General features: G+C 69.1%; 25 protein-coding genes. 6 read left to right on the plus strand and 19 right to left on the minus strand.

The window, feature by feature from the left end:
- The first annotated feature begins 58 nt into the window (after positions 1–58).
- On the plus strand, positions 59–664 hold the full coding sequence (locus AMK34_RS14395; RefSeq protein WP_073845722.1) for a TetR/AcrR family transcriptional regulator: 606 nt from the start codon (positions 59–61) through the stop codon (positions 662–664).
- On the opposite strand, the gene AMK34_RS14400 is transcribed toward AMK34_RS14395, so the two are convergent.
- Complete coding sequence (locus AMK34_RS14400; protein WP_073845724.1) at positions 621–1,559, minus strand: LysR family transcriptional regulator; 939 nt, start codon at positions 1,557–1,559, stop codon at positions 621–623. The genes AMK34_RS14395 and AMK34_RS14400 overlap by 44 nt on opposite strands.
- 87 nt (positions 1,560–1,646) lie before the next feature.
- Between AMK34_RS14400 and AMK34_RS14405 the strand changes: the two genes are divergently transcribed.
- Positions 1,647–2,570 carry an EamA family transporter gene (locus tag AMK34_RS14405; protein WP_073845725.1) on the plus strand — a complete coding sequence of 308 codons (924 nt, stop codon included), beginning with the start codon at positions 1,647–1,649 and terminating at the stop codon, positions 2,568–2,570.
- Here AMK34_RS14405 and erm read toward each other — a convergent pair.
- Together erm and AMK34_RS14415 are read right to left on the minus strand one after the other, a co-directional pair.
- Complete coding sequence (gene erm, locus AMK34_RS14410; protein WP_073845726.1) at positions 2,473–3,207, minus strand: 23S ribosomal RNA methyltransferase Erm; 735 nt, start codon at positions 3,205–3,207, stop codon at positions 2,473–2,475. The two genes, AMK34_RS14405 and erm, sit on opposite strands and share 98 nt — an antisense overlap.
- Positions 3,208–3,390: 183 nt before the next feature.
- Positions 3,391–4,089, minus strand: coding sequence for an SDR family oxidoreductase (locus tag AMK34_RS14415; protein ID WP_073845727.1), 699 nt, complete (start codon positions 4,087–4,089; stop codon positions 3,391–3,393).
- A gap of 87 nt (positions 4,090–4,176) precedes the next feature.
- Here AMK34_RS14415 and AMK34_RS14420 point away from each other — a divergent pair, with 87 nt between their 5' ends.
- A complete protein-coding gene (locus tag AMK34_RS14420) occupies positions 4,177–4,764 on the plus strand; it encodes a CGNR zinc finger domain-containing protein (RefSeq protein ID WP_038521169.1) in 588 nt (195 codons plus the stop codon).
- Here AMK34_RS14420 and AMK34_RS14425 read toward each other — a convergent pair.
- The 12 genes from AMK34_RS14425 to AMK34_RS14480 form a co-directional block, all read right to left on the minus strand.
- A complete protein-coding gene (locus AMK34_RS14425) occupies positions 4,733–5,374 on the minus strand; it encodes an SDR family oxidoreductase (protein WP_038521172.1) in 642 nt (213 codons plus the stop codon). The two genes, AMK34_RS14420 and AMK34_RS14425, sit on opposite strands and share 32 nt — an antisense overlap.
- A 128-nt stretch (positions 5,375–5,502) precedes the next feature.
- Positions 5,503–6,621 carry an ABC transporter ATP-binding protein gene (locus AMK34_RS14430; protein ID WP_073845728.1) on the minus strand — a complete coding sequence of 373 codons (1,119 nt, stop codon included), beginning with the start codon at positions 6,619–6,621 and terminating at the stop codon, positions 5,503–5,505.
- Positions 6,618–7,613 (minus strand): ABC transporter ATP-binding protein, encoded by a 996-nt coding sequence (locus tag AMK34_RS14435; protein WP_073845729.1) that lies wholly within the window; start codon positions 7,611–7,613, stop codon positions 6,618–6,620. The genes AMK34_RS14430 and AMK34_RS14435 overlap by 4 nt, the downstream gene beginning before the upstream one ends.
- A gap of 6 nt (positions 7,614–7,619) precedes the next feature.
- A complete protein-coding gene (locus AMK34_RS14440) occupies positions 7,620–8,555 on the minus strand; it encodes an ABC transporter permease (protein WP_073845730.1) in 936 nt (311 codons plus the stop codon).
- Entirely contained in the window at positions 8,552–9,553 is a 1,002-nt protein-coding gene (locus AMK34_RS14445) for an ABC transporter permease (protein WP_037334940.1), read from the minus strand. Before AMK34_RS14445 ends, AMK34_RS14440 begins: the two co-directional genes overlap by 4 nt.
- Positions 9,554–9,638: 85 nt before the next feature.
- On the minus strand, positions 9,639–11,312 hold the full coding sequence (locus AMK34_RS14450; protein ID WP_443111205.1) for an ABC transporter substrate-binding protein: 1,674 nt from the start codon (positions 11,310–11,312) through the stop codon (positions 9,639–9,641).
- A 439-nt stretch (positions 11,313–11,751) separates the two neighbouring features.
- Entirely contained in the window at positions 11,752–12,267 is a 516-nt protein-coding gene (locus AMK34_RS14455) for a uridine kinase family protein (RefSeq protein ID WP_241832771.1), read from the minus strand.
- A 29-nt stretch (positions 12,268–12,296) separates the two neighbouring features.
- Complete coding sequence (locus AMK34_RS14460; protein ID WP_007035120.1) at positions 12,297–12,734, minus strand: DUF2304 domain-containing protein; 438 nt, start codon at positions 12,732–12,734, stop codon at positions 12,297–12,299.
- Between the two features lie 12 nt (positions 12,735–12,746).
- A complete protein-coding gene (locus AMK34_RS14465; RefSeq protein ID WP_051972890.1) occupies positions 12,747–13,448 on the minus strand; it encodes a glycosyltransferase family 2 protein in 702 nt (233 codons plus the stop codon).
- Positions 13,449–13,507: 59 nt separating this feature from the next.
- Complete coding sequence (locus AMK34_RS14470) at positions 13,508–15,487, minus strand: DUF6541 family protein (RefSeq protein WP_073845732.1); 1,980 nt, start codon at positions 15,485–15,487, stop codon at positions 13,508–13,510.
- Positions 15,488–15,559: 72 nt separating this feature from the next.
- Entirely contained in the window at positions 15,560–16,858 is a 1,299-nt protein-coding gene (locus AMK34_RS14475) for a hypothetical protein (protein WP_073845733.1), read from the minus strand.
- Positions 16,855–17,871: a glycosyltransferase family 2 protein gene (locus AMK34_RS14480; protein ID WP_063275650.1), complete on the minus strand. Its 1,017-nt coding sequence runs from the start codon at positions 17,869–17,871 to the stop codon at positions 16,855–16,857. Before AMK34_RS14480 ends, AMK34_RS14475 begins: the two co-directional genes overlap by 4 nt.
- A gap of 61 nt (positions 17,872–17,932) precedes the next feature.
- Here AMK34_RS14480 and AMK34_RS14485 point away from each other — a divergent pair, with 61 nt between their 5' ends.
- Positions 17,933–19,045 carry a UDP-N-acetylglucosamine 2-epimerase gene (locus AMK34_RS14485; protein ID WP_037334923.1) on the plus strand — a complete coding sequence of 371 codons (1,113 nt, stop codon included), beginning with the start codon at positions 17,933–17,935 and terminating at the stop codon, positions 19,043–19,045.
- 84 nt (positions 19,046–19,129) lie between these two features.
- On the opposite strand, the gene recR is transcribed toward AMK34_RS14485, so the two are convergent.
- Positions 19,130–19,726, minus strand: coding sequence for a recombination mediator RecR (gene recR, locus AMK34_RS14490; RefSeq protein WP_005166260.1), 597 nt, complete (start codon positions 19,724–19,726; stop codon positions 19,130–19,132).
- Position 19,727: 1 nt separating this feature from the next.
- Entirely contained in the window at positions 19,728–20,084 is a 357-nt protein-coding gene (locus tag AMK34_RS14495) for a YbaB/EbfC family nucleoid-associated protein (protein ID WP_007035126.1), read from the minus strand.
- An 89-nt stretch (positions 20,085–20,173) separates the two neighbouring features.
- Between AMK34_RS14495 and AMK34_RS14500 the strand changes: the two genes are divergently transcribed.
- Positions 20,174–21,019, plus strand: a complete 846-nt coding sequence (locus tag AMK34_RS14500; protein WP_073845734.1) for an N-acetylmuramoyl-L-alanine amidase — start codon at positions 20,174–20,176, stop codon at positions 21,017–21,019.
- 117 nt (positions 21,020–21,136) lie between these two features.
- On the opposite strand, the gene AMK34_RS14505 is transcribed toward AMK34_RS14500, so the two are convergent.
- A complete protein-coding gene (locus tag AMK34_RS14505; RefSeq protein ID WP_073845735.1) occupies positions 21,137–22,696 on the minus strand; it encodes a helix-turn-helix domain-containing protein in 1,560 nt (519 codons plus the stop codon).
- A gap of 249 nt (positions 22,697–22,945) precedes the next feature.
- On the opposite strand from AMK34_RS14505, the gene AMK34_RS14510 reads away from it, so the two are divergent.
- Positions 22,946–23,920: an ArsR/SmtB family transcription factor gene (locus AMK34_RS14510; protein WP_073845736.1), complete on the plus strand. Its 975-nt coding sequence runs from the start codon at positions 22,946–22,948 to the stop codon at positions 23,918–23,920.
- A gap of 67 nt (positions 23,921–23,987) precedes the next feature.
- Here AMK34_RS14510 and AMK34_RS14515 read toward each other — a convergent pair whose 3' ends face one another.
- The gene (locus tag AMK34_RS14515) at positions 23,988–26,018 is read right to left on the minus strand and encodes a DNA polymerase III subunit gamma and tau (protein WP_073845737.1); all 2,031 of its coding nucleotides are present in this window, start codon (positions 26,016–26,018) and stop codon (positions 23,988–23,990) included.
- Between the last annotated feature and the right edge of the window lie 11 nt (positions 26,019–26,029).

Below are 26,029 nucleotides of genomic sequence, written 5' to 3' on the forward strand. Positions count from 1 at the left end.
GTCGGCCTCCTTTGGTTGTACTGATCGGTACAGTGAGCCTGACTGTACTATTCGGTACATGAGTGGTCAACCGGCGAAGACCCCGCAGGGGCGGATGACGAGGGACGCCATCGTCGACGCGGCGGCGGAGCTGATGTACGTCCACGGCGTCGCCGGGACGAGCGTCGACAAGGTGCTCGCGGCGAGCGGGGCCGGGAAATCGCAGATGTACCACTACTTCAAGAACAAGGATCAGCTCGTCGAAGCGGTCATCACCCGCTTCCTCGAGAACATCCTCGGCAACCAGCCGACCATCTTCGAGCTGCACGACTGGGCCGATTTCGACCAGTGGGCCCGGGAGATCCTGGCCATCCAGACCACGCCCAAGGGGCCGATCGCCTGCCCGCTGGGCAACCTCACCGGCGAACTCGGCGACGACCCCAAGATGGCGCCGCTGCTGGACAAGGCCTACCGCGAATGGGAGTCACATCTCCAGCGCGGCCTGGAATCGTTGCGAGAACAGGGAAAACTGGTCGAAGGCGCCGACCCTGCGCGACTCGCGCAGGCCGCGCTGACCTGTGTGCAGGGCGGCCTGCTGATGGCCCACCTGCGCCACGACGTCACGCCGATCGCCGACGCGCTCAAGATCGCGTTGGACCACCTGAAGAGTCACGCTCGCCTGTGAGGGCGCCGACCTCGTCGGCGAGCGCGTCGAGCACCTTCGCCACCGCGGGCCGCGAAGACGCGCCGAGCCGGTAGACCGCCTCCACGTGCCGGGCCGCCTTGATCCCGGCGAGCGGACGGCAGACCAGACCGCTGCCGCGCCGAGTGTCCATTGTGTACCGGGGCAGGAGCGCGATCCCGTGCCCGGCGGCGACGAGCCGTTCGGTGATGCGGAAGTCGTTGATGCGCTGGACCACCTGCGGCCGCACCCCGGTGCGGATGATCAGTGACTGGAGGATGTCGTCCACCGGGAAGCCGGCGTTGACGCTGATCCAGCGTTCGTCGGCCAGTTCGGCGAGTTCGATACGGCGGCGCTTCGCGAGCCGGTGCCCCGCGGGAAGCGCGACGTCGAGCGGTTCCCGCAGCAGATGCCGGGTCTCCAGCCGATCCGAGCCGAGCGACGGCGCGTGCTCGTCCCGGTGCGCCACCACGATGTCGTAATCCGCGACGAGGCCGGGGACCTCCGGCGGGGTCATGTCGACGTCGCGCACGATGACGTCCAGGCCGTCGAATTCCGCCGTCCGATGCAGCAGGCCAGGCAGCAGCATCAGCCCGGCGGACTGGAAGATCGCCACCCGGACCCGGCCGCGCGGGGCGCTGCGGTAAGTGTCCAATTCGGACTCCGCCCGCTCCAGTGCGGCGAGCACGTCGTCCGCGCGGGCGACCAGCGCGCGGCCCGCGTCGGTCAGCCGCAGGCCGCGTCCGGCCGGTTCCGTCAGCGCGAGACCGACGTCACTCTGCAAGGCGCGAAGCTGCTGGGAGACCGCGGACGGCGTGCAGTGCAACGCTTTCGCGGCCGCCGTCACGCTGCCGCGATCGGCGAACTCCCGCAGGGTCCGCAACCGGCCGATGTCCATACCGCCAGCATATGTGAAGCCGAACTGAACGATCGCTGCAAATATTCTCGCTGGTCCTAAATGGTCGTTCCACGTAAGAGTGAAGACATGCCCGCCCGCGATCGTCTGCTCGCCCTGTTCGTCGCCGTCCTCTGGGGCTGCAACTTCCTCGCCATCCACGCCACCCTCGGCCAGTTCCCGCCCGTCTTCGCCGGCGGGCTGCGTTTCGCGGTCATCGCGATCCCGACGATCCTGTTCGTCCCGTGGCCGAAGGTGAAGATCCGCCACCTGCTCGGCTACGGGCTGGGCTTCGGCACCGGGCAGTTCGTGTTCCTCTTCATCGCGATGGACACCGGTATGCCGACCGGTCTCGCGTCGCTCGTGCTGCAGGCGTCGGCCCCGTTCACCGTGCTGCTCGGCGCCGTCTTCCTCCGCGAACGCGTGTCCGGACGGCAGCTCGCCGGGATCCTGCTCGCCGTCGCCGGGATGGCGACGATCGCCTGGCAGCAGGCCGGGAACGCCGCCCTGCTGCCGGTGATCCTGACCCTGCTCGGCGCGCTGAGCTGGGCGTTCGGCAACCTGAGCACCCGGCAGGCGGCACCGGACAACCCGCTGAATTTCGTCCTCTGGATGTCCGTGGTGCCGCCCCTGCCGATGTTCGCGCTGTCGCTGGCCATGGAGGGCCCCGCCGAGATCGGGCACTCGCTGAGCACGCTCGGCACCACGACCGGGCTGATCGGGCTCGGCGGCCTCGCCTACGTCGTGGTGTTCGGCACGATCGTCGGCTCCGGGATCTGGACGTCGCTGATGCGCCGCAACCCGGCGGGCGTGGTCGCGCCGTTCTCCCTGCTGGTGCCGGTGGTCGGGCTGTCGATGGCGTTCCTGGTCCTCGACGAGCGGCCTTCGCCGGTGGAGATCGTCGCGGCGGCCGTGGTCATCGGCGGCGTCCTGTTCGGTTCGACGAAACGCCGCGTGCGCGAGCCGGATTTCCTCGCCGAAGCCGAAACGCCTCAGCCCACTGGCGTGCGGTGAGCCGTTTGGGCACGACGTCCCGGCCGGGCCTGGTGAACACCTGCCGCACGAAGTCCTGGTAGCCCTCACGATCCGCGTCGCCGACGAGCGGCCGCTCACGCCGGGCCATGGTGAGCAGCCCACCGTCGACGCCGGGCCTCGGGCGGAACGCCTCCGCGGGCACCCGGCCCGCCAGCCGGAAGTCGAACCACGGCCACCACTGCGCGGTCATCATGGTCGCGCCACCGACCCCGGCCCGGCGGCGCGCCACCTCCCACTGCATGAGCAGGACGGCGTCCGTCCACCCGGGAGCGGCGAGGACGTGGCGCAGGGTCGCGGTGGTCAGGTGGAACGGCAGGTTCCCGACCAGCACATGGGGTGTCTTCGGCAACGGGAACCGCAGGAAGTCCGCGGTGACGATCTTCGTCGGCGGCTGGACGCGGCCCGCCAGCCGGGCGGTGCGGCGGTCGTCGATTTCGACGCCGGTCAGTGGCCTGCCGAGCTGTTCCAACGGCAGGGTGAGGGCGCCGTCGCCCGTGCCGAATTCGATGATCGGCCCGGTCGTGCCGTCGACGAGCTTCACGACGGTTTCGATGATGTTCCGGTCGATGAGGAAGTTCTGGCCGAGTTCATGACGGCCAGGACGCTGTGTGCGCAAGGGATCTCCGCGGCTTCGAGGTGAGCCGGGCAGCACGAGGCTCGCCCGGCGATGACTCGCTCGGGCGGCGGTTCCTTGCCGAAAGCCGGGAATCCGCCGCTAGGCGCGGCGGATCCGGGTGAACGCGGGGGCACACATGGCGGCGAAGCTACCTCGGAGCGGCGGCCTCCCGCCAACGGTTTTCTACGCGCCGATCCGGCTGGTGCCGAGATGCTCGACCGGACCGGACAGCGCGGCTTTGACCCGGCGGGTGAGGTCGTCGGTGAGCACCTCGGTCTCGCCCTTTTCGAGGCCGTCGACGACCTGGCGGGCGACGTCGCGAGGGTCGTTCTTGGGGATGTCGAGGCCCTGGGTCATGTCGGTGTCGGTGTAGCCGAGGTGCACGCCGACCACCTGGGTGCCCTGCTCGGCGAACTCGATGCGGAGCGAATTGGTGAGTGACCAGAACGCCGCCTTCGAGGCGCCGTAGGACCCCGAGCCCGCCGCCCACGACAGGACCGAGTGCACGTTGACCAGCGCACCACCGTCCTTGAGCTGCGGCGCAAACGCTTGCGCGACGCGCAGCGCGCCGAAGACGTTCGTCTCGAAGACCGGCCGATGCGCTTCGACGCCGTCGTTCAACAGCGAGCCGAGCCCGAGGACGCCGGCGTTGTTGAAGACGATCGTGGCGTCGCTCGCGTTCGCGGCCAGCGCGCGGACGGATTCCGGGTCGGTGACGTCGAGCGGGAGCGGGACGATCCGCGGATCGGTCTCCTCGCGCGGCGACCTGGCCGTCGCGTAGACCTTCGCGGCGCCGCGGTCGAGCAGTTCGGCGACGAACGCCTTGCCGAGCCCGCGCTGCCCGCCGGTGACCAGGACGACGGCGCCTTCGATGGAGGTCATGACTTGCTCCCTTGACAGAAGTGTTCGGCTTTTGCCTCTGTCGCCAGCATGGCGACGCGACTCGACAGAGTCAAGTACGCTTGACCTATGTCATGGACCGCGACGGACCGGTACCGGTTACGCACCGCCCCCTCGGGGCTGGCGCTCGTTCAGGACTTCCTCAACACCAAGGCGATCAAGACGTACGGCCTCGACCTGCTGAGCGACGCCGACCTGGCGCGGCCTTGGGCCACCGAGGCACTGGCGGAATGGTCGCGAGCCCGGGACTCCGCGGCTCCCGAGATCTCGCTGGGTCCGGGTGACCTTCGCGCGCTACGCGACCTTCGAGCATCGTTCGTTTCGCTCGTGGACGGCGGCGAAACGGACCTCGGCAAGCCGATCAAGGCGGACCTCGACCTGCGCGACGGCGTCGTCCGGCTGTTCCCGTCCGGCACCGGACGGCAGTGGCTCGCTTCGGCACTGTGGACGGAGACACTGCTCGCGCAGCAGGCCGGGATCTGGTCGCGGCTGAAACTGTGCCGGCTCGACGGCTGCCGTTCGGCCTTCTACGACGTCTCGCGCAACAACAGCGGCGTCTGGCACGACGTCCGAACCTGCGGGAACGTCGCGAACCTGCGGGCGGCGCGGGAACGGAAGAAGGCGCTCAGCCCAACGACGCCAGCGCCGACGGAATAGGGATCTCCCCGCCGATGACGTCGAAACCCTGATTCTCGGCGAGCGGTTCTTCCAGCGTGGCGACCAGGACGGCGGCGACGTCGGCGCGGGAGACGCGGCCCGGTTCGAGATGACCGGCGATCTTGACGTGGCCGGTGGGCTGGTCGTCGGTGAGCGTGCCGGGCCGGACGATCGTCCAGTTCAGGCTCGAACGGCGCAGGACACTGTCGGAGATCTGCTTCGCCATCAGGATCGACCGCACCAGGCGATCACCCTGATCCGGTGAATCCGCGAACTGCGCGGAAAGCTGCACGAACCGCGAGACCCCCGCCTTCTCCGCCGCGCGGATGGCGGTCATCACGCCGTCACGGTCGACGAGGTCGACCGAGGCCTGGTCGGGATCGGGCGCGCCGATCGCGCTGATCACCACTTCGGACCCGGCGAGCGCCTCGACGAGATCGTCCGCGTCGGCGGTGACGTCGGCGACCACGGTCTCGGCGCCGAGCCCGGCGACCTGCTCGGCGCGGCGGCGGCTGCGCAGGCCCGCCCGCACCTGATGTCCCCGCCCCCGCAGGAGCCGGACCACGTGGATCCCCGTCCGCCCCGACGCTCCCAGCACTGTGACCCGCATGACAGAGAGTCTGCCCGAAGGCCACGCTCCCCGCATTTAGTCCTCTGAATGCGGGCAGTACGTGAAGGCCCCCTTCACTGCGCTAGACGCAATGAAGGGGGCCTTCACGTACTTCACCAAAGCTGGGGCTAGAGGATCTCCGCCGCCGAGCCGACGTCCGGCAGTCCGCCGACGTCGGGGTTCAGCTCCCCGGCCTCGACGAGTTCCGCCTTGACCTCGTGCGGTTTGATCCGCCCGTCGCGGATGTCCTCCGCGTAGTGGCACGCGACCCGGTGCCCGGTGCCGATCTCCCGCAGCTGCGGGCGGTCGGTGTCGCACAGGCTCTGCTGCTTCCACGGGCACCGCGTGTGGAAGCGGCAGCCGGACGGCGGCCGCGCCGGCGAGGGCAGGTCACCGGCGAGCAGGATCTGCTCGCGGCTGTCCTCCACCGTCGGATCCGGCACGGGGATCGCCGAGAGCAGCGCCCGCGTGTACGGGTGCAGCGGGTTCTCGTACAGCGTGTCGGCGTCGGCCTCTTCGACCAGCGAGCCGAGGTACATCACGCCGATGCGGTCGGAGATGTGACGCACCACCGCGAGGTCGTGCGCGATCACCAGGTACGTCAGCCCGAGCTTCTCCTGCAGATCCTCCAGGAGGTTGACCACCTGCGCCTGCACCGAGACGTCCAGCGCGGACACCGGTTCGTCGGCGACGATCAGGTCCGGCTCGACCGCCAGTGCCCGCGCGATGCCGATGCGCTGACGCTGACCGCCCGAGAACTCGTGCGGGTACTTCCGCAGCGAGGACTCCGGAAGCCCCACGGCGGCAAGGAGTTCGCGCAGCCGCTTGGCCGTCGCCTCCTTGTCCTTGTCGAGGCCGTGCGCCTTCATCCCTTCGGTCAGAATGGATTCCACCGACTGCCGAGGGTCCAAAGAGGACATCGGGTCCTGGAACACCATCTGCATCCGGCGGCGGGCCTTGCGCAGTTCCTCGCCCTTGAGCCCGGCGACGTCGGTGCCGTCGAAGACGACCTTGCCGTCGGTCAGCTCGGTCAGCCGGAGGATCGCCCTGCCCAAAGTGGACTTCCCGCAGCCGGATTCCCCGACCAGACCGTAGGTTTCACCCCGGCGGATGGCCAGATCGACGCCGTCGACGGCGAACACGTGCCCGACCGTGCGGTCGACCACGATGCCGCGTTTGATCGGGAAGTGCACCTTGAGGTCGTCGACCTCCAGGAGCACGTCCTGCGGCGGTACCGTGTGGGTCATCGGGCCCCTCCTCGTGCGGCCACGGCCGGGATCACCGGGTTGTGGCAGCGCAGCAGCCCGTTGCGATCCGGGGTCAGCTGCGGTGAAACCTCCCGGCACACGCCGAGAGCGTTCGGGCAGCGGGGCGCGAACGCGCAGCCGCCGTCCCACGGGATGTTGTCGGCGACGGATCCCTTGATGGGGATCAGTTTCTCGCCGCGGCCCGCGTCGAGACGCGGGATCGAGGCGAGCAGGCCGTGCGTGTAGGGATGCCGCGGCTCGGCGAACAACGCGTGCCGCTCCGCGCGCTCGACGATCTTGCCGCCGTAGAGCACGTTGACCTGGTCGCAGAGACCGGCGACGACACCGAGGTCGTGCGTGATCATGATCAGCGCGGTCCCGGTGTCCTGCACCAGTTCCCGCAGCAGCGCGAGGATCTGCGCCTGGATCGTCACGTCGAGCGCGGTGGTCGGCTCGTCGGCGATGAGCAGCCGCGGACGGCACGCCAGCGCGATCGCGATCAGCGCGCGCTGCCGCATCCCGCCGGAAAGCTGGTGCGGGTACTCGGAAAGCCGCCGGGTCGGGTCGGGGATGCCGACCTTGTCCAGCAGTTCCGCCGCTTCCACCGACGCCGCCTTGCGCGCCATCCCGCGGTGCCGTTCCAGCACCTCGGTGATCTGCAGCCCGATCGGGATGACCGGGTTCAGCGAGGACAGCGGGTCCTGGAACACCATGCCGAGATCGCGACCCCGGCGGTCCCGCATTTCCTTGTCCGACAGGCGAAGCAGATCCGCGCCTTCGAACGACACTGAACCACTGACCTGGTTGCCGCGCTTCGCGAGCAGCCGCATGATCGCCAGCGAGGTCACGGACTTGCCGCAACCGGACTCGCCGACGAGACCGACCGTCTGGCCGGGTTCGACGTCGAAACTGACCTCGTCCACCGCGGTGAACGGCTTCTCGCCACGCCGCTGGAAAACGACCTTGAGGTCGCGTACTTCAAGGAGAGCCATGAAAGATCACCGCCTGTTCTTCGGATCGAGGGCTTCCCGCAAGGACTCGCCGAGCAGCGTGAACCCGAGCGCGACGATGATGATCGCGATGGCCGGGTAGTACGCCAGCTCGGGACGGATGTCGAGGAACTGCCGAGCGCTGCGGCTCAGCATGATGCCCCATTCCGCCCGGTTCGGGTCCGGGTCGCCGAGACCGAGGAACGACAGCGCCGCCGCCTCGAGGATCGCGGTGGCCAGGGTCAGCGTGGCCTGCACGATGACCGGGCCGAGCGAGTTGGGCAGCATGTGCCGCAACACGATCGCGCCGCGTTTGACGCCGAGCGACGTCGCCGCGAGCACATGGTCGCTGTTTCTCTGCGCGAGCATCGAACCGCGCAGCAACCGCGCGAAGATCGGCACGCCGACCATCGACACGGCCACGATCACGGTCCACTGGCTCGGCTTCTGGAACAGCGCGGCGACCGAGATCGCCAGCAGCAGCGACGGCACCGACAGCATGACGTCGACGAGGCGCATCAGCACCGTGTCGACCCAGCCGCCGAAGGCACCGGCGAGACCGCCGATGATCATGCCGACCACGACGCCGATGATCGTCGCGAGCACACCGACCAGCAGCGTGTTCTGCGCGCCGACCAGCAGCCGCGAAAGGTAGTCGCGACCGAAGTCGTCGACACCGAGCGGGAAACCGGCCTGGGCGCCGGGGATGATGCCCTGGCCGAGGATGACCTCGCTCTGCAGGTACCGCTCGTACGGGTCCTTCGGCGCGATGAACGGCGCCAGGATCGCCAGCAGCAGGAACAGCAGGGTGATCACGCCACCGGTGATCGCGACCGGGCTCCGCAGCATGCGGCGGACCGCCTCGCCACCGAGGCTGTGCCCCTTCGCCGACGTCGCGGCGAGCTTGTCGATCGGTTCCTTCTTCTTGTTCAGCAATGTGTTCATCGGACACGCACCCTCGGGTCGATGAGCCCGTACGAGATATCGACCAGCGTGTTCACCAGCACGTAGACCAGCGCGCCGAACAGCAGCAGCGCCTGCAGACGCGGGTAGTCACGCCGTTCGATGCCCTCGGCGAGCAGGAAGCCCAGGCCGCGGAAGTTGAAAACACGCTCGGTCAGCACGGCGCCACCGAGCAGCGCGCCGGTCTGCAGGCCGATGACGGTGACCACCGGCAGGAGCCCGTTGCGGAGCACGTGACGGCGCCGGACGATCGGCTGGGTCAGGCCCTTCGAGTTGGCCGTGCGGATGAAGTCCTCGTTCAGCACGTCCAGCACCGACGCGCGGGTGATCCGGACGATCACCGCGAGCGGGATGGTGGCGAGCGCGAACGCGGGAAGGATCAGGTGGGTGATCGCGTCCCAGGCGGCGTCCCATTCCTGGGTGATGATGCCGTCGAAGACCGCGAAGCCGGTGACGGTGGTGGCGTCGAGACCCGCCATCTGACGGCCCTGCGACGGAAGTCCGAGCGGAGCGGCCAGCGCGTCCTGCATCATGTAGCCGAGGAAGAACACCGGCACCGCGACCCCGACCAGCGAGAGCACGATGATGATGTTGTCGACGGCACCGCCGCGGAAGCGGGCGGACAGGTAGCCGAACGGGATGCCGAGCCCCACCGCGATGAGCATCGCGCAGAAGCCGAGCTCGAGGGTGGCGGGCAGGAAGTTCCCGATCTCCGACATGACCGGCTGGGCGGAGACCAGCGAGTTGCCGAAGTCGCCGGTGATCGCCCGGCCGAGGAACTTGAAGTACTGGACGAAGATCGGATCGTCGAGGCCGAGAAGCTTGTTCAGGTCGGCGATCTTCTCCGGGGTCGCCTTGTCACCCAGGAGGGCGCCGGCGGGGCCACCGGGCAGGGACCGGAGCCAGGCGAAGATCAAAATGGACAGGATCAAGAGCGTCGGTATCGCTTGTAGCAGCCGACGCACGAGAAAACGGAGCACGTGCGTTCCTTTGTTGCCAGCCCGGGATGGACTTCAGGGGGTGGGCGCGGTAGCACCCACCCCCTGAGCCACTAGTGGTGGAGGATCAGTTGACCGTGACGGTGTAGAAGCGCTCGTCGGTCAGCGGGCTGGCCACCAGACCCTTCACCTTCGGGCCGACGACGATCGCCGGGGGGCCGTAGGAGATCGGGATGGCGGGCAGGTACTCCATGATCTTCTGGTTCACTTCCTGGTACGCCTTGGTGTGCGCCTCGCCGGCGGGCGCGGCGTCCGCGGCCGAGATGGCCGAGAACAGCGCCGAGTCGTTGAAGCCGAACTCCGGCTTCTCGCGACCGAAGAAGGTGCCCACGAAGTTGCCGGCGTCGTTGTAGTCACCGGTCCAGCCGAGCAGGTGCACGTCGTGCTTGCCCGCCTTCTGGACGTCGTCCTTGTAGCCACCGTTCCACGGCTTGGCGATCGGCTCGACCTTGATGCCCATGGCCTTCATGTCCTCGGACAGCGAGGTGAAGATGTCCGCCGGGTTCGGCATGTACGGCCGGGTGACCTCGGTCGGGTAGTAGAACTTCAGGGTCATGCCCTCGGCGCCGGCTTCCTTCAGCAGGTCTTTCGCCTTCTGAAGGTTGTAGTCGTACTTGGTGACGTTCTCGTTGTAGCCGTCGATCGCCTTCGGCACGAACTGGGTCGCGGTCTCGGCGCCCTCGGGGAGCTTCGACTTCACGAACTGGGCGCGGTTGAGGCCGTAGGCCAGCGCCTGACGGACCTTGAGGTCCTTCAGCTTCGGGTTGTTCTTCTGGTTGATGCCCAGGTACAGGATGTTGAACGACGGGCGGATGAGCACCTGCTCGCCGTCGTTGCGCAGCAGGCCGTAGTCCGCGGGCGACGGGTAGTCGTAGCCCTGGATGTCGCCGGCCTTGAGCGCCTGCTTGCGGGCGTTCTCGTCCGGGATGACCTTGAAGACCAGCTTGTCGAGCTTGGCCGTCTGGGTCGGCGAGTCGGTGGCCTTGGAGAGCGTGATCTCACCCTTGGCCTGGTCCCAGCTCTCGAACTTGAACGGGCCGGTGCCGGTCGGGTGCTTCAGCGCGTACTCCGGGTAGGAGAACGAGTCACCGCTCTGGGTGACCTGGTCCGCGTTGTACTTCTTCAGCGCGTCCGGGCTCTGGATCGAGAACGACGGCAGCGTGAAGGCGGCCGGGAAGGCACCCTTGGCCTTGTTCAGGTTCAGGACGGCGGTCGACTCGTCCTTGACCTGGCAGTCCTTGAACACCGGGGCGCCGGAGGCGTCACCCTCGTTCTTGGCGAAGCCCTCGAAGACGTCGCCGTAGTAGATCATCTGGCTCTGGGCGGCGGCGCCCTTCATGTTGAACATGCGGTTGAAGTTGAAGCAGACCGCTTCGGCGTTGAACGGGGTGCCGTCGTGGAACTTCACGCCCTTCTTCAGGCTGAAGGTCCAGGTCTTGCCTTCGTTGCTGCCTTCCCACTTCTCCGCCAGGCCGGGCTCGAGGTCCGCGGTCCCCGGCTTGTTCATGATCAGGGTGTCCATCATCTGGCGGATGATGCGGAAGGTCTCACCGTCGTCGTTGAAGAGCGGGTCGAAAGTCTTCGGGTTACCGGCGGCGCCGAAGACCATGGTGCCTCCCGAGCCACCCCCTGCGCCTTCTTCACGCTTCGATTCGGCACAGGCGGAAATGGAGACCGCGAGTGCGCCGGCAAGCCCGATCAGGGCCACACGGCGTGCTCGGGTCACCCGCAGTTGCTGCATCTGGCACCCCTTGAGGAGATTTTCGGTGTTTAGGCACCGTCCGGTCGGTCGGTAACTCGAACTCCACGGACGATCGGTGTGCCCGCCGACACTAGCGGGAACTCAGCCCGCACTTAAGCACGCGAGGTTACGATCGCGCTACACGACGGCCAATACGACCGCAAAGTGTCCGCAATTCCGGACGGAGTGTAATCAATTCCCGACCACTAACGCGCAGAGTGCCGGGTCACTGACTCAAATGGGTGTCCACCACTACAACCAATGGGTGCCGGAGGAAACAGGACATCGGCAGGACATTGGGCCGCACTCACGTGATCGAAGGCGGAACTCGCGTGATCAGAGGCGGAACACCCGAGTGCGGCCTTCAATCACGCGAGTCACGTCCCTGATCACGCGAGTCCCGCCTCCGCGCACGCCGCGCCTGGGTGCCGAACGGTCCTCACCACTCGCGAGGGGTGACCACACGATCGGCCGCGGCCCTGGTCCCGTCGACGGCGAACCACCCGCGCTCGAACAGCTGCCAGCGCCGCAGTTCCGCCCTCGATCCCTCGCCGTCCCGCTCGGCGGCGCGGTCGAGACGTTCGGCTTCACTGCCGCCATCGAGCCAGGTCAGCAGGGACAACGAGGGCCGCATCCGCGCGCGGCCGCTGGAAACGCCTTCCAGCACCAGAACCTCGGGGACCGGGATCTCGACCTCTTCACCCGGCAGCGGGACGCCGGTGGACCAGTCCACTCGCCGGTAGCGGCCGGGCCTGCCCGCGCGCAGCGGTTCCAGCACGCCGGTCTCCAGCCGCGGCCACCACGAAACGGGTTCGTCCCAGGTGGCGAACTCGTCGGTGCTCACCAGCGCCACCCGCGCACCGCGACCGGCGAGTTCCGCCACGATCTTCCCGGCCAGCGTGGACTTCCCGGAGCCGGAAGGGCCGTCGACGGCGAGTACGCGGACGGCGCCCAACCTCGGCGGGGCGGCGAAAAAGGCGTCGATCAGCGTGCGCGTGCGGGGCTCACTTCGGGGAGCCCTTTGACGTTGTCGGGCGTGGCCGTCCGCGCTTCGAGCGCGGCGACGCGTTCTTCCAGGTCACGCTGGGCGTCGGCGAGTTCGCAGCGGAGCAGCGCGATCTCCTCGACGGAGGTCCGGACCTCTTCTTCGAGGTGACCGACCTCGGTCGACAGATGCAACGCGACCAGTGCCAGCACGACACCGGCCAAGAGGAATACGAAGTTCGACGGCGTCTGCACGCCGGTTATCCGCGCCAGGAAGTCGGCGGCCTGCGGAACGAGGGCGAGCACGACCACGCCGACGGCGAGGACGAGCCAAACACCCGCGTACTTTTCCCGCAGTTTCCGCCGCCGCATCATCTCGAGGACGACGAACAGCACCAGACAGGCGACGACGATGCTGAGAATGCGCCAGCCAGCCATAATCAGCTCCTTTTACGCCGAATCCGACGAGTCGACGGCGGGGCGGCGGCGCACGAGCGCCAGCAGCAGGGCGAGTCCGGCGCGGCCGAGGTAGACGGCCGATTTCACCGGAGAATGGCTCGGTGTGCCACCGGCCCGTTCCCGCATGATCACCGGGATTTCCTTGATCTTCAGTTCGGCGCGGATCGCCATCACCAGCGATTCGACCGTGTCGCCGAGGTATTCGGCCGGGTAGTACGCGGCGAACAGTTTGATCGCGCGCGGGCCCATCGCCTTGAACCCGGAGGTCACGTCGGTGAGCTTGGTCTTCCCGAGCCGGGAGAAAACGAGCGAGAGCACGACCATCGCGTATTTCCGCGGGCCGCTGGCCTTGTACGAACCCTTGCCGGCGAACCGCGAACCGATCGCGATGTCGGCGTCGTCGAGCGCGTCCAGCAGGGCGGCGACCTCGTCCGGATCGTGCTGGCCGTCCGCGTCCACCTGCACGACGACGTCGTAGCCGCGGGCGGCCGCGTACCGGAAGCCGGTGCGCATCGCCCCGCCGACGCCGAGGTTCACCGACAGGCGGGCCACCTCCGCGCCCGCCGCGCGGGCGAGCTTGGCCGTGTCGTCGGACGAACCGTCGTCGACCACCAGCACGTCCATGCCCGGCAAGGACTGCTTGACCTGGGAAATGACCGCGCCGACACTGGCCTGCTCGTTCAAGGCAGGCATCACGATGAGTACGCGGCGGGTGGTCACGGACGTACTGGACACTGGATCACTCTATCTTCTTACTGGCCGTGAGCGGTGTCGGACCCGGCGGGGACGCCGGAGGCGACCACACCTTGCTGACCTTCGATTTCGTAAACCGACGCGTCGAGGTTGTGGAAGACGCGCTTGAAACCCGGAGTGATGTCGAGCCGCTGGAGCCCCACCGCGGACTGCGCGTTGGGGGCCACCTTGCCCTTGCCGACCAGCACGTAGCGCACCTTGAGATCGGTGAGCGCCTCGCGCACGCGCGGCTCGCGGTTGATGTCGTTGAGGAACACGCTGAGCCAGCCCGCCTTGGTGGTGAACTCGGCGCCGTAGTTCGTCCACTCGACCGGCTGAACCCCGGCGAGCGCGTACATCCACACCGAGCCGTCGGCCTTGTCGTTCATCACACGCTCGCCCGGCACGACGTGCTTCCCGAGCCAGGCGTAGGCCTCTTCCTCGCCCTTGCTGACCGAGGGCCCTTCCGTGCCGTAGTTCATCGCGAGCCGCGCGGAGTTGCGGCCGATGTACCCGCCTCGGCTCAGCACGGTGACCACGAGACCGACCACGAGCGCGCCCGCGATGGCCGCGGTGACCGGGTTCAGGTTCGGTTTGCGCTCGCCGATCTTCTCGGCGAACTTGCCCGACGCGGTGTGCACGAACTCGCCGAACGCGACGGCGCCTGCCAGCGGCACGAGCGCGCCGATCCGCCAGTGGTCGTTGTAGAACACGCCGGTCAGGGTGTGGATGAGCGGGGTCTCCAGCGAGATCGTCGCGGCGAACAGGCCGCCGAGTACCACGTACGCGCCGACCATCCAGAGCATCCGCCGGTGCTTGACCAGGAAGAACACACCGATGATCGCCGGGATGCCGATCCACCACTGCGGGAACGACGCCATCGGCGAGAACGTGATCGTCTGCCCGAGCGCGCCGGACACGCTGGTCTCCGAGGCCCAGAACGCGCTCGTCACGCCGCCGGCGTTGTAGAGCGCGGGAAGGACCTGTGGCACGCCGAGCACGACCGCCATCACGATCGTCGCGATCAGCGAGGCGGCGCTGCGGCGCCAGCCGATCTTCTCGAAGCGGAACAGCACCGCGAGCAGGATCAGCAGGAAGTAGACCATGATCACGAAGATCAGGCTGGTGTGCAGGCCGGCCAGCCCGGCGACGCCGACGCCGATCGCGAGCGGTCCGGCGACGCCGTTCGGCTTGAGCAGCAGGCGGGCGAGCGCGAGCATCGCGGGCACGAGCGCCACGCCGGCGACGTACGGCCACAGCGGGCCGCGCCACAGCGAGTCGTACGGGAACGCGGTGAACCAGGTGGACACGGCCGCCGCGGCCGCGGTCGCGAGGACCGGCATCCGCCAGGCGCGGCACATCGCCGCGACCCCGACCGGGACGGTCAGCACGACCATGAGCGCCGCCAGGTTCAGCGTCGGCATCATCGTCAGGCCGCCCTTGCCGAAGACCAGGGCGAGCAGCGCGTGGTAGGTGTCCGGGTAGAAGTAGTCGGTCTGGTTCGGCAGGTTCGCGATGGTGCCGACGGTCGACGCGCGCGCGTCACCGTGTTCGGCGATCCAGCGCACGAGGTTGCCGTGGAACGGGGCGTCCCAGCCCTGCTGGACGTTGTCGAGACTGTGCGAACCGCGCAGGAAGGTCACCGTGCCGACGCCGAGACCGACCAGGACACCGGCACCGATCAGCAGGTGGTCGCGCAGGGAACGCTTCGACTCGTCGTCGTCTTCGTCCTCGGACCAGTCCGGGTGCCGCTTCGCGGTGAAGCGGAGCACGAGGAAAGAGAGCGCGAAACCGACGACGGACAGCAGGAGCACCCAAAGGCCGACGTTCAGCATCGTCCAGCGGATGCCGAAGCGGCCGAGGATCGGGATGCCGATGGCGACGAGACCGAAGGTCAGCAGCGGGGCCGCGGCGGCGAGGGTCCAGCCGCGCAACCGGATCGCGGCACCGAAGACGAGCCCCGGCAGCCAGAACGCCAGCAAGACCAAAAGAACGTTCATCGAATTCGCTGTCCAACCCTATTCGGCGTTAATAACGCCACCCCGTTCGCGGCGCGCGATGGCGCGGCCACACTATCGAGACGTTTCGGACGGCTTCGCGTTGCCCGCCTCGGGCGTGCCTCTCACCACGAACGCCATCACGACCAGCAGGCCGACGGTGGGTCCGGCGGCGAGCCCGACGACGGCGCGCACGACCGTGTCGCCGGGGAAGAACAGCAGGACCAGCGCGGTCGCGACGACGACGGCGGCCCAGGTGATCAGCACCTTCGTGGCCTTGGCCTGCGCGACGAGGACGGCGGCGAGCAGCTGCATCGCGGCCAGCAGCACCGACGACCAGACCAGCCCGGCCATCCACCAGGCCTCGGGATCGTTCTTGGCGCCGTAGACCAGGCGCACCACCCACGGGCCGATGAGCCAGCCGATCAGCGCGCCGAGCGCCGCGAGCGCCAGCGCGCCCGCCGAACCGAGCGCGAGCAGCTTCCGCAGCCGGTGTTTGCCCTCCTCGGTGCTGGACAGACGCACCACGGTCGGGACCGCGAGAGCCTGGACCGGCGCCATCAGTGTGAGTGGCGTCCTGGCCACGAACAGGGCGAGGAAGAGCACGCCGAGCGCGTCCTTGTCGCCGCCGGGCGCGAGCAGGCTGACCAGCGCCGGGTAGCCGGTGATCACGCTCGCGGTGAGCCCCGCGCCCGCCAGCAGCATCAGCATGTTCGTGACGATCGGCCGCGCGGGCTCGTCGGCGTCCAGCTTCGGGTCGACCAGCTTGGCGGCGCCGCGGGCGAACAGCAACCACGCGAACGAGCCGGTCGCGGCGGCGATGGCGAACCAGTACAGCTGGGTGAGCCCGGCGACCACCAGCGCGGCGACCACGAGGATCCGCACGGCGGCCTCGACCAGGATCAGCCACGAGTAGGACCGGACGTGGTCCTGGCCGATCAGCAGACCGCGCGCGGCGAACTGGAAGGCGAACGACAGCCCGCCCGCGAGCACGATCACGGCGAGCGCGAACTGGCCGCCGTAGACCTTGTCGGTCACCGCCGGGATCAGCGTGAACAGGGCCGCGACGGCGACCGCGACCAGGCTGGTGACGAAGGCGAGTACCGCGGGGCGGCCCGCCTTGCGGCCTTCGAGCGCGGCGTGCGCGGACTGGCGCGAGATCTCCTGTTCGAGCGGGGACAGGGCCGCGCCCAGCCCCATCAACATGCCCCAGAAGGAGAGCAGGACCGCGTTGTCGGCAGGCGACAGCGTCCGGCCCCAGACCACGGTGAGGACGTAGCCGAGCGCGATGGCGATCAGCAGGTAGACACCGATGCGACCGGCGGATTTCCCGGTGTCCTTCGCCAGTTTTTCGCTGCTCACCGCGCTGCTCATTTACGGAGCCGCGCCCGCAGCGCCATGAAGAGGCCTCGGAGTGCCCCGGCGCCGAAGCCGGCGGCGAAGACCGGGGTGAGCTGGGCGACGGCCTTGGCCTCGGCCTTGGTCGCGCCGAACTTGGTCACCGCGAACCCGGCGGCCGTCGACCCCGCGGCGGCCAGCGCGACGGCGGTCTTCGGGCGCTTCGCGGCGACACCGAGGCCGAGCACGCCGACGGCCATCGCGGCGAACAGGCCGTTGCGCGCGGGCCCGGGCGACGCGAGATACGAATCGACGAACGTGGTGCCGCGGAAATACGACTGCCCGACGAACTTCTTGAACGAATCGCGGCCGTGGTAGGTCGCGGAGAAGTCCGGGGCGAGGAAGATGCGGTGGCGTTCCGCGATCCAGCGCAGAACACCCGTGTCGTCACTGGCGAAACGGACGTCTTCGAAGAGCGACTCGAACGCGTTGGACGAATCCTCGAGAACGTCCTTCGGCGCGGAAAAGAATCCGGTGCCTTTCGGGAAGACGTCGAACTCGTCGATACCGAACGACATCAACCGCGGGTTCGCGCAATAACGGCGCCACGGGATCTTGACCAGCCCGGCCATGAATCCCGCGTACGGATTGTGTTCGGACGCGACGTTGATGTGACCGTTCCACACCGTGCGCTCGGGGTGGTCGACGAGCTGGTCGCGGAGGAAGGTGAGCGAACCCGGGTCGACGATCACGCGGCTGTCGAGCAGCAGGATCTGCCGTCCCGACGCCTTCGCGATGCCCGCGCGGCGTGCCTCGAACCGGCCGCTGTTCGGCTGGGTGAGGACGGTGATGCCGTACAGCTCCTGCAGCTTGGCGAGCTTGCCGCCGGTGCCGTCGGTGCTGCCGTCGTCGACCACGACGACCTCGACCGGCCAGTTCGCCACCTGTGCCGACGCGATCAGCGCGCCGACACTGCGGTCGATCCAGTCCTGCTCGTTGTAGACCGGGATCACGACGGACAGGGCCGGGAGGAGCGAATTCGCACTCACCCCGGCGAGGCTACCTTGCGCGGCCCACCAGTATCCTTCGGGCACCGCAGACCCCGACAGAATGGCTCTTCCGGTGATTTCCTTCATTCTCGGCACCACGGCGGAACTGATCAAAATCGCGCCGGTCTACCACGGCATCCTCGAACGCGGGGTCCGGCCGAAGATCTGGTTCACCGCCCAGCACGTCGACGAGGTTTCGGACGTTCTCGCCGACCTGGACCTCCCCGAGCCCGACGTCTGGCTCGTGCCGAAGGAGAAGGCGCACAACCTGGAGTCGCCCGCGCAGGTGCCGGGCTGGGCCGCGCAGGTGCTGCGGACCGCGTGGGGCCGCCGGGCCGAGCTGAAGGCCGCGCTGGTCGAGGACGGGCGTCCGCCGCTGGTGCTGGTGCACGGCGACACCTTCACCACGCCGTACGGCTCGCTCATCGGGAAGCGGATCCTCAAGTCGCGGGTCGGGCACGTCGAGGCGGGTGCGCGGTCGGGCAGCATCATGTCGCCGCTGCCGGAGGAGCTGAACCGGAAGATCGCCGCGAAGATCGTCGACATGCACTTCGCGCCCAGCGCGCGTGAGGTGAACAACCTCCGCAACGCCCGCGGCGTCGTCGTCGACACCGAGGCGAACACCGCGATCGACGCGATGCGGATGGCCATCAACGGGCCGCTGGACGTCGAGGGCCTGCCGGAGAAGTTCGGCCTCGCCACCCTGCACCGCTTCGAACTGGTCTCGCGCGCGGACAAGTACCGCGAGGCGCTGGAGATCCTGCGCGAGCAGAGCAAGCAGATGCCGATCCTCTACATGGCGGGCGCGCCCGAGCGCGAGAAGATCCGCGCGCTCGGCCTGGCGAACCTGTTCGACGAGAAGAACTTCATCATCCAGCCGAAGATGCGGTATCTGAAGTTCCTGCCGCTCGTCGCGCGCGCCGAGTACGTCGTCACCGACTCGGGCGGCCTTTCGGCCGAGTGCTACTACCTCGGTCTGCCGTGCGCCGTGCACCGCGAGCGCACCGAGACGCCGCAGCACCTCGGCGAGACCGTCGTGCTGACCGAGATGCGCGGGGACAAGCTGCAGAACTTCCTCGACACCTACCAGAACCGCCGCGGCGAGTCCTGGGTCGACAAGTTCCACCCGTCGGAGATCATCGTCGACACTCTCGCGCGGCTGGGTTACTGCTGACGCTTCGCGCTCGCTCACGAACGCCATGAAAGGTCCTTTCCTTGCAAATTTTGCAAGGAAAGGACCTTTCATGGCATCGGGGAGCTAAAGAGCCCGCCGGCCGGACAGCGCCCGGCCCAGCGTCAGCTCGTCCGCGAACTCCAGGTCACCGCCCATCGGCAGCCCCGACGCCAGCCGCGTCACGGTCAGGCCCGGGAAATCGCGAAGCATCCGCACGAGATACGTCGCGGTCGCCTCGCCTTCGGTGTTCGGGTCGGTCGCGATGATGATCTCGCTGATCTCCGCGCCACCGATCCGGGCGAGCAGTTCACGCATGCGCAACTGCTCGGGTCCGATACCGGACAACGGGTCCAGCGCGCCGCCGAGCACGTGGTAGCGGCCCTTGAACTCACGCGTCCGCTCGACCGCGAGGACGTCCTTCGGCTCCTCGACCACGCAGATGACCGTGAGGTCGCGGCGGGTGTCGCGGCAGATCCGGCAGGTCTCCTGCTCCGAGACGTTGCCGCAGACCTCGCAGAACTGCACGCCTTCCTTGACCTTGCCGAGTACTTCCTGCAAGCGCGCGATATCCGCGGGATCGGCCGCCAGCAGGTGGAAGGCGATCCGCTGCGCGCTCTTGGGACCGACGCCGGGCAGCCGCCCGAGCTCGTCGATCAGATCCTGGACGACACCCTCGTACAAGCTAGCCGCCGAGCCCGGGGAAGCCGCCGAGGTCCGGCATTCCGCCGCCGAGGCCGCCGGCGAGCGGGCCGAGCTTCTGCTCGGTGAGCTTCTGCGCGTTGGCCGAGGCATCGCGGACAGCCGCGACGACCAGGTCGGACAGAGTCTCGACGTCGTCCGGGTCGACCACCTTGGGGTCGATGGACAGCGACTTGAGCTGGCTGTCGCCGGACACGGTCGCGGTGACCAGGCCGCCGCCGGAAGTACCGGTCACCTCCGTGTTGGCCAGCTCTTCCTGGGCCTCGACCAGCTTCTGCTGCATCTGCTGTGCCTGCTGCATGATCTGCGACAGGTCGAAGCCGCCACCGGGTTGCACCATGATCCGATCGGTCCTCTCCTGGAAAATCCCGTGCCGCCTACCAGCCTAGCCGTCACCCGTGTGGCACCGTGGGCGCCGTGCGACGACGGATGGGCCTGGTGCTGGCGATCGGATTGACGCTGTTCACGGCGTGCGGGGTGGACACCCCCGCGTCTTCGCCGTCGAGTCCGCCGCCGCCCGGCACCACCACGGTCTTCACCACCCTTCCGCAGCCGAGCCCCACGACGAGCGCTCCGCCATCGAGCGCGCCTCAGCCGCCGCCGAGCAGCCAGCAGCCGCCGAAAACCGGCAAGGTCGTCGTGCTGGATCCCGGGCACAACGGCGGCAACTCCGGCAAGCCGGGCGAGATCAACAAGCAGGTCCCGGCGGGGCGCGGCAAGACGAAACCGTGCAACACCACCGGAACCTCGACGGATTCCGGCTACACCGAGCACGCGTTCACCTGGGACGTCTCGCAGCGGATCTCGCAGGCGTTGGCGGCCAAGGGAATCCGCGTCATCCTCACCCGGCAGAACGACACCGGCGTCGGACCGTGCGTCAACGAACGCGCCGCGATCGGGAACGACGCCGGGGCGGACGCGGTCGTGTCGATCCATGCGGACGGCTCGAATTCCGCCGGAGCGCACGGTTTCCACGTCGCGTACTCGGCACCGCCGCTGAACGCCCAGCAGGGTGAGCCGTCGATGAGGCTCGCGACGGCGTTGCGGGACGGCCTCCGCGCGGGCGGTTTCCCGACCTCGACGTACCTCGGCTCGAACGGGCTCGCCCCGCGCGCCGACCTCGGCGGGCTCAACCTCTCGACCCGCCCCGCCGCGCTCGTCGAATGCGGGAACATGCGCAACGCCGCCGAAGCCGCCGCGATGGCGAGCGAAGAGGGGCGGCAGCAGTACGCGGCCGTCATCGCGAAGGCGATCGAGGACTACCTCGCGGCGTAGGGCGCCGGACCGAACCGGACGACTCGCGTGATCAGGTGGCCGACTCGCGTGATCAGACGGACGTCGCGCGTGTCGTCCGTCTGATCACGCGTGACGTCTGGCTGATCACGCGTGATGTCAGGGCTTGAGCAGCACCGGGCTGCCGGTGACCTCGACGGAGCCCGATTCGATCGCCGGCCGTGTCCCGTCGAGGCGTTCCGCGCTGCCCGGCGCCGACAGCCGCACGGTGCCCGAGGGAGCCCACGCGATCCGGAACTCCATGCCGTTGCGCGTGAACCGGCATCGCCACAGGTTCTCCGGCAGCCCGGCCCGCGTGCCCTCGCCGCAGGACCGGATCTTCGCGCCGTCGAGCCAGCGGCCGAGCCGTTCGACGTGGGCGGCGGCGCGGGTCGGCGGTCCGCCCGCCGGCTGGAGCACGATCGGCACGCGGTCGCTTCCCCAGTTGTAGAAGTACATCCGCTTGAAGCGCGCGTAAAGACCGGTCAGGAAGATGCGAGCGGCGTAGTCCGCGGCGACGGCGGGGTCGACCGGCGGCTGCAACGGGACGTCGAAATCGGGGCCGGTGCTCCACAGGTTCGCGTGCCCGTTGGCGCGGTGGAAACTCCGCTGGATCTCGTCCGCGACGGCGAGCATCGTCTCCGGCGGGTCCGCCATCCTGCCCGGATGCAGTTTGACCGCGGCGGCGTCGCAGCTTTCGTAGCCGCGGAGTTCACCGAACCGCTCCATGATTCGCCGATACGCGGGATCGGCGAGGTGCCCCATCGACGGGCAGACCACGGTGGCGCCGGGATCACCAGCCTTGATGAGCCGGCTCGCCCGCCGGACCATCTCCACCAGCCGTTCGACCGGACCGGTGAAGTACTTGGGATGGTTGGCCATGTCCCACAGCTCGTAGGACTCGATCCGGCCGCGGTACCGCTCGACCACCTTCCCGACGAAGGAGTCCCAGTCCGCGAGGTCTTCGGGCGGTGCCGCCCGGGAGCCGTCCGGGTAGGCCGACGGCGGTCCGCCCGGCGCCGCCCAGCCGGGGGTGCCGCCGAAGACGTACAGCACCGGGAGCCCCGCCTGGTTCGCGCCGTCGACCAGTCTGTCCAAAGTGGACCAAACCGGCCTGCCGCGTTCCGGTTCGAGGTTCTGCCAGCGGGTCTCCGAATCCCAGAGCCGGACCGCGCCGACGCCGAACGTCGGCATCAGCCCGGTCTCGCTGTTGGTCGTCACGCCGAAGAACGCACTGTCCACAGGGGACGGGAACTCGGTCCACATCGGGGCATGGATCGCCGGCGCGACCGGTTCCGCCGCGGGGACCGCGCTCGCCCCGACCACGGTGACCATGACGAGCGACGCCAGCAGCGGCCACCACCCGATCCGGTCACGCCCCCTCGGCTCGGGGACCGGATGCGGGGCGGGAGGCGCGGACGCGACCTCTCCCCGTGCCGCGTCCGCGCGTTCCCACAGCCGGAAGAGCTTCGACAGTTCGTCGCGCTCGGCCTCGCAGACCGTCGCGATCCGTTCCAGCGGGCCGAACGCGGCCGGCACGCTGGCACCGCTGCAGTAGCGGTGGACGGTCGATCGGCTCAGATGCGCCTTGGCGCCGATCCGTTCGTAGCTTTGCCCGCTACGCCGTTTCAGCCCTTCGAGCAGTTCCGCCAAGGCCTGGCCGTGTTCTCCTCCTGCCATGGGTCCCTCCCCCGGATGGTGCCCACGAAGCGTCACCGATGACCCGCGAACGGGACACACCTTTTCGTCCCAGCGAAAACATCACCAGGCCCCGGCCTCCCGGAAACGTCTCACGCGCCCGTGTCTCCGCAGGTCAGCAGAGGCTTGTCGTCCCACCCTCCCGGATTAGGCCGATCGGCTTGTCTCAGCGGGTCCGGCACGTTTGAGTTACCGCCGGAGAAGAAAATGCCGTCTTGAGGGGGACCAGGCATGACTCTGCGCATGATCTTCGATCGGAAGGATCTCCAGGGGATCCGCATAGCCGACGCACCGGACCCGCTGTGGGAGCTGGTCCTCGGCTCGCATCAGCTGAGAGAGGACCGCCCGTCGGCCTGGCGGCAGCGGGTCCAGCAGAACCTGCGTCAGAACGAGGAAGCGGCACGATCGCTGAAGACGCTGTTCACCCTCGTCCCACCGAAGGGGAACTTTCCCGATTTCCTGACCCCGCCCACGACGGCGGGCTCCTTCGAAAGCGGGCTCGAAGCGGTGGCGTGCACCCCTCGCGGACGGCTGTGCGCCGATCTCCGGACCGTGTTCACCGGCGCCGCCCCGACCTGGGTGAAACGGCTCGCCGACGGCGATCGCGACGAGGTCCACGGGGTCGTCGGCGCGCTGCGCGACGCGTACGACCTGGTGATCGCGCCGGTCTGGCACAGCATGCGCGAGACCGTCGCCGCCGACCGGGCCCGGCGGGTCCGCACGCTGGCCACCGAAGGCGCGGGGGCGATGATGCGCGGCATCCCCGGCGTCCGCGGCTGGGACGGCGAGGTGCTGGAGATCGCGTACCCCCGGCAGCGGACCGTCCATCTCGGCGGCCGGGGACTGACCCTGATCCCGAGCCGGTTCTGCGCGAAAACGCCGGTCACCTTCATCGATCCGGCGCTGCCGCCGGTGCTGCTGTACCCAGCCGGCCCGGCGAGCGCCCGCCCGGCGGACGTGTCCCCCGAACTGGTGGCGCTTCTCGGCCGGACCCGCGCGGAAAGCCTCGGCGCGCTGCATGTCCCGCGTACGACCAGCAAGCTGGCCTCATACCTCGGCACCTCGATCGGCACGGCCAGCAAACAGGCCACCGTGCTGCGCGAGGCCGGGCTCGTCACCAGCGTCCGGCAGGGCAGCGCCATCCTGCACCACCTCACCCGGCTCGGCACCGCGCTGCTCGCCGGGGAACTCGACGAGTCACCCTGACCCGCCGACCCCCGCGTTTCGTCCTCTGGATGCGGTCCTTGCGCGTTCAAGGACCGCATCCAGAGGACTACTTGCGTTCGTCGAGCGGGCGGGCGTTGAGGTGGTCGGCGAGCAGCTTCCGGGCGATCTCTTCCGGATCCTTCTCGGGTGGGAGCGGCGGAGGCGGCGGCGCGGGGCTCGCGTCCTCGTTGTAGAGGTCTTCGTCCTCCTCGACCGGCTCGGGCGGGAGTGGGATGTCCGGCTCGCTGGTCGTCACCTTCGGCCGCTGGGGCTCCGGCTTCGGCGCGGGAGGCGCCGGAGGCGCGCTGGGCGCTTCAGCGGACCGGCGGGTGAAGGATCGTTCGGGCGCGGGTGGCGGCGGCGCGGCCTTCGGAGCGGCGGCCTGCCGGGCCTGTGCGGCGCCGTGGACGCAACGCACCTGCCAATCGCCGCCGAAGACCTCCTTGAACGCGGCCGCGACCCGCTCCGCGTTGTGCGGCTCGGAAAGCCGCCGGGCCAGCGGCTCCGCGCTGTGGGTGAGAGTGACGGCGTGGCCTTCGACGCTCACCACGCTCGCCTGCGTGAGCATCGCTTCGGTGCTGCGGCCGCCCGGCACCTTGCGGATCGCGGCGAGCACGTGCGGCCACTTGCCGCGGATGCCGTCCGCGTCCGATACGGGCGCCGCGTCGCCCGAGGCCGCAGCCGGGGCGGGCGTGGGTGCGGCGGGCGGCGGAGTCTGCGCGGAAGGACGTTGCGGGGCGGGCCGCTCGGCGACCGGCTCGGGTCGCGCGGCGGGCTGCGGAGCCGGTGCGGCCTGCTGCGGAGCGGGCACGGCGGCCCGTTGCGACGGCCGCTGGAACTCGCGGACGGGCTCCCCCGAGGGCGGAGCGGCCGGGGCGGGCGCGGACTGCGCCACCGGAGCGGCCTGCGCCGGAGCAGCGGCGACGGGCGCCGGGGCCGAAGCGGCGCGGCGCTCAAGCCGTTCGAGGCGGGCGAGCAACGCGTCGGTGCTCTCCGCGACCGACGGCAGCAGCATCCGCGCCGTCAGCAGCTCCAGCACGAGCCGCGGCGAGGTCGCGCCCCGCATCTCCAAGAGTCCATTGTGGACGATGTCGGCGTAGCGCGAGAGCGTGGCGGGCTCCAGTTTGCCCGCCTGTTCCTTCATCTTCTTGAGCTCGTCGTCCGGCGCGGAGACGAGGCCGCGTTCCCCCGCGTCCGGCACCGAACGCAGCAGCACCAGGTCGCGCAGGCGGTCGAGCAGGTCGGTGGCGAACCGGCGCGGGTCGTGCCCGGCCTCGGCGAGCCGCTCGACGGTGCCGAACACGGCGGCCGCGTCGTCCGCGGCCAGCGCGTCGACCATGCCGTCGATGAGCGCGACGTCGGTGACCCCCAGCAGCGACACCGCGCGCGAGTAGTCGACGCCGTCCGGCCCGGCTCCCGCCAGCAGCTGGTCGAGCACCGACTGTGTGTCCCGCGCCGAACCCCCGCCCGCGCGGATGACCAGCGGATACACCGCGGGCTCGACCGTCGCGCCCTCGGCGGCGACGTTGCGTTCCAGCAGTTCGCGCATGGAGCTGGGCGGGATCAGCCGGAAGGGGTAGTGGTGCGTCCGCGACCGGATGGTGGGGAGCACCTTGTCCGGTTCGGTGGTCGCGAAGATGAAGATCAGGTGCTCGGGCGGCTCTTCCACGATCTTCAGCAGGGCGTTGAAGCCCTGCGTGGTGACCATGTGCGCCTCGTCGATGATGAAGACGCGGTAGCGCGAATCGGCCGGGGCGTAGAACGCCCTGTCCCGCAGCTCGCGGGCGTCGTCGACACCACCGTGGCTGGCGGCGTCGAGCTCGGTGACGTCGACGCTGCCGGGGCCCTCGGGCGCGAGGTTGCGGCACGAGTTGCACTCGCCACACGGATCCGGCGTCGGGCCCTTCGCGCAGTTCAACGACCGCGCCATGATGCGGGCGCTGGACGTCTTGCCGCAGCCGCGCGGGCCGGAGAAGAGGTAGGCGTGGTTGATACGACCGGCGGCCAGCGCGATGCGCAGCGGATCGGTCACATGCTCCTGCCCGACGACCTCGGCGAAGGTAGCCGGACGGTACTTTCGGTATAGAGCTAGAGCCACGCGGCGAGACT

The organism is Amycolatopsis sp. CB00013, from assembly GCF_001905755.1.
Classification (GTDB): Bacteria; Actinomycetota; Actinomycetes; order Mycobacteriales; family Pseudonocardiaceae; genus Amycolatopsis; species Amycolatopsis japonica.

Coding starts and splice junctions, on each gene's coding strand:
- AMK34_RS14405 (WP_073845725.1), top strand. CDS start 1,647: ATGCCCGCCCGCGATCGTCTGCTCGCCCTGTTCGTCGCCGTCCTCTGG.
- AMK34_RS14470 (WP_073845732.1), bottom strand. CDS start 15,487: ATGAACGTTCTTTTGGTCTTGCTGGCGTTCTGGCTGCCGGGGCTCGTC.
- AMK34_RS14460 (WP_007035120.1), bottom strand. CDS start 12,734: ATGGCTGGCTGGCGCATTCTCAGCATCGTCGTCGCCTGTCTGGTGCTG.
- AMK34_RS14510 (WP_073845736.1), top strand. CDS start 22,946: ATGACTCTGCGCATGATCTTCGATCGGAAGGATCTCCAGGGGATCCGC.
- AMK34_RS14440 (WP_073845730.1), bottom strand. CDS start 8,555: ATGAACACATTGCTGAACAAGAAGAAGGAACCGATCGACAAGCTCGCC.
- AMK34_RS14415 (WP_073845727.1), bottom strand. CDS start 4,089: ATGACCTCCATCGAAGGCGCCGTCGTCCTGGTCACCGGCGGGCAGCGC.
- AMK34_RS14505 (WP_073845735.1), bottom strand. CDS start 22,696: ATGGCAGGAGGAGAACACGGCCAGGCCTTGGCGGAACTGCTCGAAGGG.
- AMK34_RS14420 (WP_038521169.1), top strand. CDS start 4,177: ATGTCATGGACCGCGACGGACCGGTACCGGTTACGCACCGCCCCCTCG.
- AMK34_RS14450 (WP_443111205.1), bottom strand. CDS start 11,312: ATGCAGCAACTGCGGGTGACCCGAGCACGCCGTGTGGCCCTGATCGGG.
- AMK34_RS14500 (WP_073845734.1), top strand. CDS start 20,174: ATGGGCCTGGTGCTGGCGATCGGATTGACGCTGTTCACGGCGTGCGGG.
- AMK34_RS14400 (WP_073845724.1), bottom strand. CDS start 1,559: ATGGACATCGGCCGGTTGCGGACCCTGCGGGAGTTCGCCGATCGCGGC.
- AMK34_RS14485 (WP_037334923.1), top strand. CDS start 17,933: ATGGCTCTTCCGGTGATTTCCTTCATTCTCGGCACCACGGCGGAACTG.
- AMK34_RS14435 (WP_073845729.1), bottom strand. CDS start 7,613: ATGGCTCTCCTTGAAGTACGCGACCTCAAGGTCGTTTTCCAGCGGCGT.
- AMK34_RS14495 (WP_007035126.1), bottom strand. CDS start 20,084: ATGGTGCAACCCGGTGGCGGCTTCGACCTGTCGCAGATCATGCAGCAG.
- AMK34_RS14425 (WP_038521172.1), bottom strand. CDS start 5,374: ATGCGGGTCACAGTGCTGGGAGCGTCGGGGCGGACGGGGATCCACGTG.
- AMK34_RS14475 (WP_073845733.1), bottom strand. CDS start 16,858: ATGAGCAGCGCGGTGAGCAGCGAAAAACTGGCGAAGGACACCGGGAAA.
- AMK34_RS14465 (WP_051972890.1), bottom strand. CDS start 13,448: ATGCCTGCCTTGAACGAGCAGGCCAGTGTCGGCGCGGTCATTTCCCAG.
- AMK34_RS14430 (WP_073845728.1), bottom strand. CDS start 6,621: ATGACCCACACGGTACCGCCGCAGGACGTGCTCCTGGAGGTCGACGAC.
- AMK34_RS14395 (WP_073845722.1), top strand. CDS start 59: ATGAGTGGTCAACCGGCGAAGACCCCGCAGGGGCGGATGACGAGGGAC.